The organism is Rhodococcus sp. LB1 (genome assembly GCF_001583455.1).
Classification (GTDB): Bacteria; Actinomycetota; Actinomycetes; order Mycobacteriales; family Mycobacteriaceae; genus Rhodococcus_F; species Rhodococcus_F opacus.
In genome coordinates this window covers 18,215-31,027 of record NZ_LTCZ01000061.1, presented here as the reverse complement: position 1 = coordinate 31,027, position 12,813 = coordinate 18,215, and the positions used below count along the sequence as shown (strand labels likewise).

The following is a 12,813-nucleotide window of genomic DNA, read 5'->3' as shown; positions in this document are numbered from 1 at the left end:
CCATGCCCGCGACCGCGAGCTGCATGATGTGTGCTGCCTGTGTCGATCGATCCTAGCTTCGAGCACCAGCGACACGACGGATCACTGGTCTGGTCACCTCTCCCACTCGGCGGCGGTGCCGATGCCGTACTCGCCCGATCGCAGCCCGCCTCTACACGTCGCCCGACCCACGCACGGGCGCGAAGCGCCCGTAGAAGCCCTCGATGTGCTCCCGCACCAGGCCGGCGGCCCGGGCACCGCGTCCGTCGCGGAGGGCGGCGACGATGCCGCGGTGCTCACAGCGGAGGTGGGTCGCGACCGCAGGCCAGTCGTCGAGGAGCGGAACGGCCTGCATGACGTAGCCGTGAATGGAGTCGCGGAGCGAGACCATCATCGCCTCGACGAGGACGTTGCCCGCGAGTCCGGCCATCGCGACGTGCAGGTCGGCGTCGAGCCGGTGGAACGCCTCGGGTGTGAGTTCCTCGTCGTCCATTGCGTCGAGCAGCGTGTCGATGGCCGAGAAGTCGAGGTCGCGGGCCTGCCCGGCGGCTTCCTGCACCGCCCACGACTCGAGCAGCGTGCGCGTCTGGACCACGTCGCGGATCGGCAGCGTGCGCGTCGCCATGTGCAGTCGCAGGGCCGCGCCGATGGACGCGGCCGGGTCGGCGGCCACGATCGCGCCTGCGTCCGGTCCGGACCCGACGGCCGTGCGGACGATGCCCATCGCCTCGAGCACGCGCATGGCCTCGCGGACGGACGAGCGTCCGACGCCGAGTTCCTCCGCGAGTGCGCGTTCGGCGGGCAGGCGACCGCCGACGGTGAGTTTGCCGGCCGCCAGATCCTGCTCGATGCGGTGCAGGACGACCTCGTGTGTGCGCACGATCAAAGTTTACCTGGTGTGGTCTGACCACAGTGCGCTACTGTGGTCAGACCACAGCCCAGCCCGGTTGGAGTACCCGATGAGAATCGCCCTGTTCGCCACGTGCCTGGCGGATGCCCTGTTCCCCGAATCCGCCAAGTCGACGGTCCGTCTCCTCGAGCGACTCGGCCACGAGGTCGTATTCCCGCCGAAGCAGACGTGCTGCGGGCAGATGCACGTCAACACCGGCTACCAGGCCGAGGCGCTGCCGCTCGTCCGTCACCACGTGGAGGCGTTCGAGAGCGGACCGTCCTGGGACGTCGCGGTGGCGCCGTCCGGTTCCTGCGTCGGATCCGTCCGGCACCAGCACGCGATGGTCGCCCGCCGGTACGGCGACGAATCGCTCGCGACGCGCGCCGAGGAGGTCGCGTCCCGGACGTACGAGCTGTCGGAACTGCTCGTCGACGTCCTCGGCGTCACCGACGTCGGCGCCTACTACCCACACCGGGTGACGTACCACCCGACGTGCCATTCGCTGCGGATGCTGCGTGTAGCCGACAAGCCGCTGCAACTGCTTCGGGCGGTGCGGGGGATGACGCTGATCGAGCTCCCCGCGGCCGAGTCCTGTTGTGGTTTCGGCGGAACGTTCGCGCTGAAGAACTCCGAGACGTCGACCGCGATGCTCGCCGACAAGATGGGCAACGTCCTGAGCACGGGCGCCGAGGTGTGCAGCGCCGGCGACTCGTCCTGTCTGATGCACATCGGCGGCGGGCTGTCCCGGCTGCGCAGCGGGGTCCGCACCGTCCATCTCGCCGAGATCCTGGCGAGCACCGAGAAGATCGGGAGCAACGCATGACCACGTTCCTCGGCTCGCCCACCTTCCATGCGGGCACCGGAAACATCCGGGGCACAGAATCTTTCCCCGACGCGGCGCGGAAATCGCTCGCCGACACCCAGCTGCGCGCCAATCTCGGCGCGGCCACCACCACCATCCGCAACAAGCGCATCGCCGCGGTCGCCGAGGTCGACGACTGGGAGGAACTGCGCCGGGCGGGCAGCGCCCTGAAGGCGGACGTGATGGCGCGGCTCCCCGAACTGCTCGTGCAATTCGAGGAGAACGTCACCGCCCGCGGCGGCACCGTCCACTGGGCGCGCGACTCGGAGGAGGCGAACCGGATCATCACCGACCTCGTGCGGGCCACCGGCTCCGACGAGGTCGTGAAGGTCAAGTCGATGGCCACGCAGGAGACGGGCCTCAACGAGCACCTCGAGGAGAACGGGATCGCGGCGATCGAGACCGACCTCGCCGAACTCATCGTCCAACTCGGCGAGGACAAGCCGAGTCACATCCTCGTTCCCGCCATTCACCGCAACCGCGCCGAGATCCGCGAGATCTTCCTGAAATCGATGCCCGGCATCGACAAGGACATCACCGACGACCCGCGGGCGCTGGCGATGGCCGCGCGGGCACACCTTCGGCGAAAGTTCCTCTCCGCCAAGGTGGCGATCAGCGGTGCGAACTTCGGGGTCGCGGAAACCGGGACCCTCGCGGTGGTGGAGTCGGAGGGCAACGGGCGGATGTGCCTCACCCTCCCCGACACCCTCATCACCCTCATGGGCATCGAGAAACTGGTCCCGACGTTCACCGACCTGGAGGTGTTCATGCAACTGCTGCCGCGGTCGTCCACCGCCGAGCGGATGAACCCGTACACCTCCATGTGGACCGGGGTGCATCCCGGCGACGGCCCGCAGAACTTCCACGTCGTCCTCCTCGACAACGGTCGCACCAACGTCCTCGCCGACGAGGTCGGGCGGTCGGCGCTCCACTGCATCCGCTGCAGCGCCTGCCTGAACGTGTGCCCCGTCTACGAGCGGGCGGGCGGTCACGCGTACGGGTCGGTGTACCCCGGCCCGATCGGCGCGATCCTCAGCCCCCAACTCACCGGGACCACCGGTCACGACGACCCGAACGCTTCGCTGCCGTTCGCCTCGACGCTGTGCGGCGCCTGCTTCGATGCCTGCCCGGTGCGCATCGACATCCCCAGCATCCTGGTGCACCTGCGCGCGGAACAGGTCGACTCCGAGCGCCACGGACTTCCCGGCGGCCAGGACCTCGCGATGAAGGCCGCGGGCTTCGTGATGGGGTCGGAGAAGCGGTTCGCCGCCGCCGAAACGGCGTCCAAGATCGGCCGGGTGCTGGGCGGCAAGAAGGGACGCATCACGTCGCTGCCGTACCCGGGGTCGAAGTGGACCGCGAGCCGCGACCTCCCCTCCCCACCGAAGGAGACCTTCCGACAATGGTGGGCCCGCACTCACGAGGACACGACACGATGACCGCACGCGAAGAGATCCTGACCCGGATCCGGTCGGCGCTCGCCGAAGCGCCCGCCCCCGAACCCGTTCCCCGCGACTACCACCGGCAGCCCGCGTCCGGCCCCGGGGACGTCGAATTCTTCGCCCACACCGTCGACGACTACCGCGCGCAGGTCCATCGCGCAGACGAGAGCACGGTCGCCGAGGTCGTCACCGGGCTGATCGCGGAGGGGGCGCGCGCCGTCGTCCCGCCGGACCTGCCGCTGTCGTGGCGGCCGCGACGTGACGTCGTCGTCGACGGGGCGCCCGCCGAACTGTCGACGCTCGAACTCGACGCGCTCGACGTGGTCGTCACCGGCTGCACCCTCGGGATCGCCGCCACCGGGACGATCGTGCTCGACGGCGGCGCCGGTCAGGGGCGGCGGGCGCTGACCCTGGTCCCGGATCACCACATCTGCATCGTGCGCACCGATCAGATCGTCGACACCGTGCCGCAGGCCTTCCAGACCCTCGACGCGACCAAACCGCTGACGTTCATCAGCGGCCCCAGTGCCACCAGCGACATCGAACTCAACCGTGTCGAGGGCGTCCACGGTCCGCGGACGCTGGACGTCGTCATAGTGCGCTGACGCGCCTGTGCGTGGCCGGCGAGTCCAGGGACTCGTCAACCACTCACGGGGCGCGGAGCGCCCTCCCGGCCAGATCGGCGGTGGCGCGGACGATCTCCGCGCCGCCGAACATCACGTCGTCGTTGTGCCCGGCCCCGGCCAGCACGACGGTTTCCACCGGGCCGAGCGCCGCATCGGCCACGCGAGCACTCTGCTCCGGCGGGACGACGATGTCGGCGGTGCCGTAGACCACGGTGGTGGGCACGTCGATGCGTGCGACGTACTCCGCGACGGGGAATCGATCGCGCAGCAGCAGCCGGACCGGCAGGAACGGGTAGTGCGCTGCGCCGACGGACGCGAGGTCGACGAACGGCGACCGGAGCAGCAGGCCCGCAGGTGGATGCTCGGTGGCGAGTTCGGTGACGACGCCGGTGCCGAGGCTTTCCCCGAAGTAGAGCAGCCGCTCCGGCGGCACACGACGCTCGTCCACGAGGTGCCGGCGGGCCGCCCGGACGTCGAGTGCCAGCCCGACCTCGCTGGGGTGCCCGGGGTTGCCGCCGTACCCGCGGTAGTCGAAGAGCAGCGTGGCGAAACCGGCGGCGGCGAGGTCCGACGCCAGCTGAGCCCGGTCGGCCCTGTTGCCGGCGTTCCCGGCGGCCACGAGCACGGTCATCACCGGGTCCCCGCCCGCGGGTGGGACGTACCAGGCGCCGAGTTCGAGGCCGTCCGACGTGGTCAGCGTGACGTCCTCGGCCCCGGCGATCAGCCGGTCCGCGGGCGGCACCGGGGAGGTGTCGGGGTAGTAGATCAGGCGTCGCTGCAACACCCACACGGCGGCGACCAGCAGAGCCACGACGACGAGCGCAACGATCCCGACGCGGATCATTGCCGAATCGGTGTTCCGGCCCACTCCAGCAACTCGGCGACGGGCAGGGTGTTGATCACGTCCGACGGCTCGACTCCGCGTTCGGCGGCGCGCTCGCAGGCGTAGCCCTGCCAGGCGAGCTGACCTGTGGTGTGCGCGTCGGTGTCGATGGAGAACTTGCACCCGCTGTTCAGCGCGAGGTCGATCAGGCGTCCCGGCGGGTCGCGGCGCTCGGGGCGGGAGTTGATCTCGACCGCGGTGCCGTACTCGCGGCACGCCTCGAACACCCGTTCCGCGTCGAACTTCGATTCGGGCCGCGGCCCCCGGGCACCCTCGACGAGGCGGCCGGTGCAGTGCCCGAGGACGTCGACGTGTGGGGACTTCACGGCCTGCAGCATCCGCTTGGTCGTCGTCGCGCGGTCGGTGTCCAGGTGCGAGTGCACGCTGGCCACCACGATGTCCAGGTCGGCGAGCAGGTCGTCGTCCTGGTCGAGGGAGCCGTCGACGAGGATGTCGACCTCGATGCCGGTCAGCACGCGGAACGGCGCGAGCTCCGCGTTCAGTTCGGCGACGACGCTCAGCTGGGAGAGCAGCTGCTCCGACGACATCCCGTTCGCGACCGTCAGTCGCGGCGAGTGATCGGTGATCGCGCAGTACTCGTGGCCCAGGGCGGCCGCGCGGCGCATCATCTCCCGGATCGGGCACCGGCCGTCCGACCAGTCGGAATGGGTGTGCAGGTCGCCGCGGAGCGCGTCGAGCAGCTCCGTGCCGCCGAGGCCGATCGGCTCGGCCGCATTGCGCAGGTACGTCAGGTACAGCGGCACCGACTCGGCGCACTCACGGATGATCGCGGCGGCCTCGGACCCGATGTCGGGTGGCGACACCCAGCCGCGCTCCTCCAGGTCGGCCAGTGCGTCCTCGTCCGCGTACGTCAGCACGTCGGCCGCCCGCCGGAATGCGGCGACCCGCGGTGCCTCGTCACGCGAGCGCTCGAGCCAGAACGCAATTTCCCGCAGCGCTTCGACGGGGTCCATCTTTCAATGGTGCACGGCTGTCGGGCTGCTGGCTAGGAGCAATTTCTGCCAGAACTTAGGGTCACCTCGTTGTCCGCACGTTCACACACACGTTCCCTTCGTCTCGCTTACGACTTCTACGGTGCCGGAGTTGTCCACATTCGAATCGGGAGCCACGGTGAGTTTGAAACCCCTCGCACTGTTCGTCAATCACGACGGAGTGTCCTCGCGCGCATCCGTCACTTGCCAGTACAAGTGCGGAAACGCGTGCTCCCACGACGTGCCCAACACCTCGCACGGCGAGTACTTCCGTGACATCGCCCGTACCGCCCTGTCGCGGCGCGGGATGCTGCGCGGGACGGGAATGGCCGTCCTCGCCGTCGGAGCGGGCACTGCGCTGGTGGCCTGCTCGGACGACTCCGGAAGCGGAAGCGGTGCCGCCACCGGCGGTTCGGACGGAGCAGCACCCGCGGGAACGAACTTCGACGCCGTCGCCCCCAACACCGAGGACGCCGTCGTCGTCCCCGACGGCTACGAGCAGGCCGTCGTGATCCGCTGGGGCGACCCGGTGCTACCCGGGGCTCCCGCGTTCGACTTCGACAACCAGACGGCGCAGGCGCAGGCGCAGCAGTTCGGGTTCAACAACGACTTCGCCGGACTTCTGCCTGTCGAGGGACAGCCGAACACCTACCTGCTGGTGGTCAACCACGAGTACACCACCGAGCCGTTCATGTTCAAGGGCTACGACGCCGAAAACCCGTCACCGGAGCAGTTCCAGACCGCGCTCGCCGCCCACGGGCTGTCCGTGGTGCAGGTGAAGGGCGAATCCGCCTCGGGCACGCTCACTCCCGACTTCGGACCGTACAACCGGCGCATCACGGCGACGACGGAATTCGTCGTCACCGGTCCCGCCGCGGGCAGCGACTTCCTGAAGACGTCCGCGGACCCGACGGGCACGAAGGTGCTCGGCACGCTGAACAACTGCTCGGGTGGCGTGACTCCGTGGGGCACGGTGCTGTCGGGGGAGGAGAACTTCAACCAGTACTTCGCGAACGCCGAACTGGTCACCGACCCCGCGGTCGCCGCACGGTTGAAGCGGTACGGCGTGGAAGGTGCTGCGTCCGAGCGCAAGTGGGAACGGTTCGACAAGCGTTTCGACCTCTTCCAGGAGCCGAACGAGGTCAACCGCTTCGGCTACGTCGTCGAGGTCGACCCGTGGGACGCGGCGTCCGCACCCGTCAAGCACACGGCACTGGGCCGGTTCAAGCACGAGGCCGCCACCATCCACGTCACCGACGACGGCACCGTCGTCGCGTACAGCGGCGACGACGAGCGCTTCGACTACATGTACAAGTTCGTCTCCAGCCGCAAGGTGATGGACGGCAGGAGTCAGGCCGCGTTGCGCCACAACATGACGCTGCTCGACGCGGGCACCCTGTACGTCGCGAAGTTCAGCGGCAACTCGGCGGACGAGATCGACGGGTCTGGCACGCTGCCGGCGAGTGGCACGTTCGACGGCACCGGCGAGTGGATCCCGCTGCTGCGCACCGGTGAGGACGGCCGGGGTGAGTCGCTCGTCGACGGCATGAGCGCCGAAGAGGTGGCGGTGTTCACCCGTCAGGCCGGCGACAAGGTCGGTGCCACCAAGATGGACCGTCCCGAGGACTTCGAACCCAGCCCGACGACCGGCAAGGTGTACGTGGCGCTGACCAACAACACCAAGCGCGGCGTCGACGGCGCGGCGGCGGCCGACGAGGCCAACCCGCGGAACAACAACAAGAACGGCCAGGTCCTCGAACTCACCGACGACCACGCCGGCACCGCGTTCACGTGGAACCTGCTGCTCGTCTGCGGCGACCCCAAGGAGGCCGACACCTACTTCGGCGGCTTCGACAAGGAGAGCGTCAGCCCGATCTCCTGCCCCGACAACCTGGCGTTCGATCCGCACGGCAACCTGTGGATCTCCACCGACGGCAACGCGCTGAAGTCCAACGACGGCCTGTTCAGCGTCGTCCTCGAGGGCCCGAACCGCGGGGAGACCAAGCAGTTCCTCACCGTGCCCAAGGGCGCCGAGACCTGCGGTCCGATCGTCGGCGACGAGCGGGTCACGGTGTGCGTGCAGCACCCGGGTGAACTGGACGACGCCAGCGCCGACAACCCGGCGTCGCACTGGCCCGACGGCGGCGACGCGCAGCCGCGTCCCGCCGTCGTGGCGGTGTGGAAGTCGGGCGGCCGGATCGGCGTCTGACCCCATGTGAGTGGCAAAGTGTGCCCCCGCACGCTTTGCCACTCACATGGCGGGGGTGGGCGGACGCCCGAGCAGCGACTCGAACATCGCGCCGCCCGCGAGGAACCCGTACCGGTCGTAGAAGTCGAACATCGCGGCGAGGCGGGCGCGACCGTCGTCCGTCAGGTCCCGCCCGTGCCGCGACATCCACTCGTCGACGGACACCTGCTTCACCGACACCGGACCATGGGCCCGGGCGCACAGATCCCGGACGCTGAGGGCTTCCGGACCGCCCAGCTCGTAGGTGGCGCCGTGGTGGATGTCGGGGCCCTCCGACAGCACACGCGCCGCCACCTCCGCGACGTCCGAGAGCCGGACGAACGAGAACGTCGCGTCCGGACTGTAGGGCAGTTCGACGGTTGTCGCCGAGCCGTCCAGCACCGACCCGAAGTTCTCCGCGTAGGCGCACGGTTGCAGGACGGTCCACCGGAGCCCGCCGAACGTCCGGAGCTCGTCCTCGCACCGCGCCTTGTCGACGTGGTGGGGCATGAGCGGGGTGTACGGCCAGGCCACGGAGTGGTAGACGAGATGCTCTACGCCCACCGACGCTGCGGCGCCCATCGCGTTCCGCAGCAGCGCCGGCTCGTCGGGGTGCACGTTGGGGGCGATGAAGTACACGCCCCGGCAACCCGACAGCGCCTCCTCGAGTCCCGCGCCCGATTCGAGGTCGACGGCGAAGTCGCCGGGACGCCGGGCGGTGTGCACCACCCGGCGTACGTCGGCGAGCCCCTCGAGCGCCGCCACGACGGCGGCTCCGGTCTTCCCCGCGGCGCCGATGACGGCGATCTCGGCGCCGCGGGAGAGTGACTCGGTCATCGGGTCACCGGTCGATGAAGTCGAACTCGGCGAACTTCGCACCGCCGGAGAGACGTTCGTAGCCGGGACCGCGGTCGAAGAACGGCTCGTCCAGTCCCCGCTCGGCGCGCATCTGCTCGCGCAGGGTCTCGGTGGCGTCGACGTCCGCGACCGGTTCCTCCGACGACACTGCCAGCACGACACCGTAGTCGACGCGTGCACCCTCGGTGGACACCTTGCCCCACAGCACGTCCCGGACGACGTCCTCCACCGGACGGTCGAGCGGGTCGCCCCAGCCGCCGCCACCGGTCGTACGGATCCGCACCACCTCGCCGGCCTTGATCGGTTCGGCGTCGGTCAGCGCATCGAACTCGCGCTCGTTCGGGCCGTCCGGGTCGAGGACCACGGAGAAGGGGCGTCCGGCCTTGCCGCCCTTGACTCCCCAGCAGGAGAGGATCGAGCGGTCGGCGATGGACATGAAGTTCGCATCCTTGAGCATCCGGATGTGCTTCTCGTAGCCGAGGCCGCCGCGGTAGCGTCCGGCGCCGCCGGAATCCTTCGCCAGTCCGAGCTTCTCGACGATGAACGGGAACCGGCTCTCGGTGAATTCGGTCGGCAGGTTCCGCGAGTCGGGGACGACGTGGATGGTGTCCTCACCGTCCGCGTAGTGCCTTCCGCCGGACCCACCGCCGAGCACCTCCCGCATCAGGTACGAATGCCCGTCGAAGTCCTCGCCGTACACGCCGGTGTAGCGGATGGTCTCCTGGTCGGCGGGCATGTTCCCGTCGACGGCCTTCGCGACGACGCCGGCGAGCACACCGAGCAGCCGCAGGATCACGAACGTCCGGGCGTTGGTGGGCGCCGGGAAGATCGGGGTGATCAGCGTGCCCTTCTCCGGGAACTTCATCTCGATCAACGGCACCACACCCTCGTTGACGTCGAGTTCCGCCATCCGCTCGGGACTGTCGGCGAGGTTGCGCAGGATCGGCGCGAGCCACTTGATGAGGAAGTTGCCGTCGGCGTAGTCACCGCAGTGGTTGATGGGACCCTTGGCCTGCGGTCCGGTGCCGTTGAAGTCGAGGATGAGGCGTTCGCCGCCCTCGTCCTCCGGTCCGGTCTTGGTGAGCGTGATCCGCTGCGTGTGCAGCATGGGCTCGTCGACGCCGTCGTGTTCGGCGTAGTCCTCCCACGTGTATTCGCCCTTCGGGATCTTGCTGAGGATCTCCCGCCGGTACGTCTCGGTGGTCGCGTCCATCATCGCGTCGAAGCACGCCTCGACGGTGTCGCAGCCGTACCGCTCGAACAGTTCGGTGAGGCGACGGGCGCCCATCAGGCACGCCGAGCACTCGGCGTCGAGGTCGGCGGCCAGCGCGTCGGGCATCCGCGAGTTGCGGGTCATGATGCGCAGAGCCGCCTCGTTGGGCACACCCTGATCCCACAGCTTGATCGGCGGGACCATCAGGCCCTCCTCGTACACCGTGGTCGCGCCCGACGGCATCGATCCCGGGCAGCAGCCGCCGATGTCGTCGTGGTGGCCGAACGCCTGCACGAACGCGACGACGGACGGTTCCGTGTCGCCCGGCCTGGTCGCGAACACCGGGACGGTGACGCAGAGGTCGGGGAGGTGGCCGATGCCGCCTTCGGACAGGTAGACGTCGTTGTGGAAGTAGACGTCGCCGGGCTTCATCGTGTCGAGCGGGAAGTCCCGGGCCACCGGATGCACCAGCGCCGAATACGAACGGCCCGTGAGCTTCCGGAGGTTTCGGTCGTGGATCCCGGCGCGGAAGTCGTGGGCGTCGCGGATCATCGGCGAGCGGGAGGTCCGCGAGATGGACGTCTCGACCTCCATCTCGACGCTGGCGAGGTAGCCGGCGACGATCTCCACCAGCACGGGGTCGGGCGTCGTTCCGTCGACCGGTGTCAGCCGGTAGGGCTTGACCGCCTGCACTGCAACGGGTTCGGTGGTGACGGTCATCGGTTCGCTCCGTTCGAGTCAGCGATCTTGGTGATGCGGATGTTTCCGAAGGTGTCGATCCGCGCCTGGAAACCGGGGTGCACGGGGATGGTGGAGCTGAATTCCTCGATCACCGCGGGGCCCTCGAGCACGTCGCCCGCGCCGAGCCGGGCCCGGTCGTAGACGCGGGTGGTGACCCACTCGTCGAAGTACGCCGGACGGGTACCGGTCACGGCGGACTCGGCTCCGGTCCCCGCCGCGATCTCGTTCAGCGTCGGGCGCTTGATGGGGCCGATGCCGCTGACCCGCAGGTTCACCCACTCCACGTGCTGGTGCGGATCGCCGCGGAAGTCGTAGCCGTACAGCTCCTGGTGCGCCTGGTGGAACCGTTCCGCGGCCTCGTCCATCAGCTCCTGCGTGACGGGACCGTCACCGATCGCCACCCGGACCTCGAAGGCCTGGCCGAGGTAGCGGAGGTCGGCGGAGCGCGCGTACTTGCGCTCCGACTCCCCGAAGCCCTCGTCGGCGAGTGCGCGTTCCGCCTCGGCGGCGAGCGCGTCCAGCCCCGACTGCAGTTCCCCGATCTCCAACCGGTCGTGCCTGCAGACGTGGGTCTGCACGTAGTCGTTGCGGACGTCGACGGTGAGCAGCCCGAAGGCGGACACGTTGCCGGGGTTCAGCGGGACGAGGACGTCCTTGAGCCCGAGGATGTCGACGAGCCGGCAGGCGAGCAGCGAACCCGAACCACCGAACGTCACCAGGGTGAAGTCACGGACGTCGAGACCGCGCTTGACCGTGATCTGGCGCAGCGCGTTGGCCTGGTTCCAGGCCGACACCTCGAGGATGCCGGTGGCGCAGGCCTCGAAGTCGAGCTTCAACTGGTGGGCGAGCTGCTCGACGCCCTTGCGGGCCAGTTCGGTGTCGAGGGGGATCTCGCCGCCGAGCAGGTGGGGTGGGATGCGGCCGAGCAGCACGTGGGCGTCGGTGATCGTCGGCTCGCTGCCGCCCTTGCCGTAGCAGAGCGGGCCCGGGTCGGCGCCCGCCGACTGCGGTCCGACGCGCAGCGTGCCCTCGGGGGTCTGCCAGGCGATGGAGCCGCCGCCGGCGCCGACGGTGACCACGTCGATCATCGGGATCTTCGACGGGTACGCCCCCACGCGACCTTCGGTGGTGAGCGCGGGCTCACCGCGGACCACGACGGTGACGTCGGTCGACGTTCCGCCGCCGTCACAGGTGAGGACCTGCTCGACACCCGCGACGCTTGCGATGAGAGCCGCGCCGAGCGCCCCGGCCGCCGGGCCGGACAGCACCGTCGTGATCGGCTGGTGCACGACCTCCTTGGCGGAGAGCACGCCGCCGTTCGACTTCATCACGTAGAACGGGATGTCGCGGGCTTCGCCCTCGTCGGAGGAGAACTCGCGCAACCGGTTCGCGATGTTGTTGACGTAGTTGCGGATGTTCGGCTTCACGGCCGCGTCGACCAGGGTGGTGATGGACCGCTCGTATTCGCGGTACTCGCGCAGCACCTGGCTGGAGATACTCACCGTGGCCTCGGGGTATTCCTCGAGCAGAAGATCCCGGACGCGGTTCTCGTGGCTGGGGTCGGCGTACGAGTGCATGAGGCACACGCCGATGGTGCGGATGCCGCGGTCGGCGAAGAAACGGGCGGCCTTGCGGACGTCGTCCTCGACGAGGGGGCGGATCTCGCTGCCGTCGAACGCGAGCCGGCCGCCGATGGTGCGGACGCGGTCGGCGGGAACGATGCGGTCGGGCTTGACCCAGAAGTACGAGTTGCCGTAGCCGTCGGGGACGGACTGCCGGGCGATCTCGAGGACGTGCTCGTACCCCTCGGTGGTGATGAACCCGAGGTTCTCGACCTTGCCTTCGAGGAGTTTGTTGGTGGCGACGGTGGTGCCGTGGCTGACGGCGCCGATCGCGTCGCCGGTCTCGCCGAGCTTGGCGAGCACCTTCTCGATTCCGGTGAGGAATCCCTGCGCCGGGTCGGCAGGCGTCGAGGGTGTCTTGGTGGTGACGACGGCTCCGGACTCCTCGTCCACAGCCACGACGTCGGTGAATGTTCCGCCGGTGTCGATACCGACCCGAATCTTTCTGGATTCCACGATTCCTCCTGGGCTCGTCT

General features: G+C 69.3%; 10 protein-coding genes. 4 read left to right on the top strand and 6 right to left on the bottom strand.

Features of this window, described 5'->3' with window-relative positions:
- Positions 1 to 151: 151 nt before the first annotated feature.
- A complete protein-coding gene (locus AZG88_RS11725; protein ID WP_061045435.1) occupies positions 152 to 859 on the bottom strand; it encodes a FadR/GntR family transcriptional regulator in 708 nt (235 codons plus the stop codon).
- A gap of 79 nt (positions 860 to 938) precedes the next feature.
- Here AZG88_RS11725 and AZG88_RS11720 point away from each other — a divergent pair, with 79 nt between their 5' ends.
- Genes AZG88_RS11720 through AZG88_RS11710 form a run of 3 tightly spaced genes read left to right on the top strand, consistent with a single transcriptional unit; the run spans position 939 to position 3,780 of the window.
- Complete coding sequence (locus AZG88_RS11720) at positions 939 to 1,694, top strand: (Fe-S)-binding protein (RefSeq protein ID WP_061045436.1); 756 nt, start codon at positions 939 to 941, stop codon at positions 1,692 to 1,694.
- Positions 1,691 to 3,172, top strand: coding sequence for a LutB/LldF family L-lactate oxidation iron-sulfur protein (locus tag AZG88_RS11715; protein WP_005571241.1), 1,482 nt, complete (start codon positions 1,691 to 1,693; stop codon positions 3,170 to 3,172). Before AZG88_RS11720 ends, AZG88_RS11715 begins: the two co-directional genes overlap by 4 nt.
- On the top strand, positions 3,169 to 3,780 hold the full coding sequence (locus AZG88_RS11710) for a LutC/YkgG family protein (RefSeq protein ID WP_061045437.1): 612 nt from the start codon (positions 3,169 to 3,171) through the stop codon (positions 3,778 to 3,780). Before AZG88_RS11715 ends, AZG88_RS11710 begins: the two co-directional genes overlap by 4 nt.
- 43 nt (positions 3,781 to 3,823) lie before the next feature.
- Here the strand turns inward: AZG88_RS11710 and AZG88_RS11705 are convergent, their stop codons facing one another.
- Both AZG88_RS11705 and AZG88_RS11700 read right to left on the bottom strand, forming a co-directional pair.
- A complete protein-coding gene (locus tag AZG88_RS11705) occupies positions 3,824 to 4,645 on the bottom strand; it encodes an alpha/beta hydrolase (protein ID WP_061045438.1) in 822 nt (273 codons plus the stop codon).
- Positions 4,642 to 5,658, bottom strand: coding sequence for a PHP domain-containing protein (locus AZG88_RS11700; protein ID WP_005249292.1), 1,017 nt, complete (start codon positions 5,656 to 5,658; stop codon positions 4,642 to 4,644). Before AZG88_RS11700 ends, AZG88_RS11705 begins: the two co-directional genes overlap by 4 nt.
- A 157-nt stretch (positions 5,659 to 5,815) precedes the next feature.
- On the opposite strand from AZG88_RS11700, the gene AZG88_RS11695 reads away from it, so the two are divergent.
- Positions 5,816 to 7,885, top strand: a complete 2,070-nt coding sequence (locus tag AZG88_RS11695) for a PhoX family protein (RefSeq protein ID WP_061045453.1) — start codon at positions 5,816 to 5,818, stop codon at positions 7,883 to 7,885.
- A 42-nt stretch (positions 7,886 to 7,927) separates the two neighbouring features.
- Here the strand turns inward: AZG88_RS11695 and AZG88_RS11690 are convergent, their stop codons facing one another.
- The 3 genes from AZG88_RS11690 to AZG88_RS11680 are packed head-to-tail and all read right to left on the bottom strand — an operon-like array spanning position 7,928 to position 12,793.
- Positions 7,928 to 8,740, bottom strand: coding sequence for an NmrA family NAD(P)-binding protein (locus AZG88_RS11690; protein ID WP_061045439.1), 813 nt, complete (start codon positions 8,738 to 8,740; stop codon positions 7,928 to 7,930).
- Positions 8,741 to 8,744: 4 nt separating this feature from the next.
- Positions 8,745 to 10,694 carry a hydantoinase B/oxoprolinase family protein gene (locus AZG88_RS11685; RefSeq protein ID WP_061045440.1) on the bottom strand — a complete coding sequence of 650 codons (1,950 nt, stop codon included), beginning with the start codon at positions 10,692 to 10,694 and terminating at the stop codon, positions 8,745 to 8,747.
- Positions 10,691 to 12,793, bottom strand: a complete 2,103-nt coding sequence (locus tag AZG88_RS11680; RefSeq protein ID WP_061045441.1) for a hydantoinase/oxoprolinase family protein — start codon at positions 12,791 to 12,793, stop codon at positions 10,691 to 10,693. The genes AZG88_RS11685 and AZG88_RS11680 overlap by 4 nt, the downstream gene beginning before the upstream one ends.
- Positions 12,794 to 12,813: the final 20 nt, after the last annotated feature.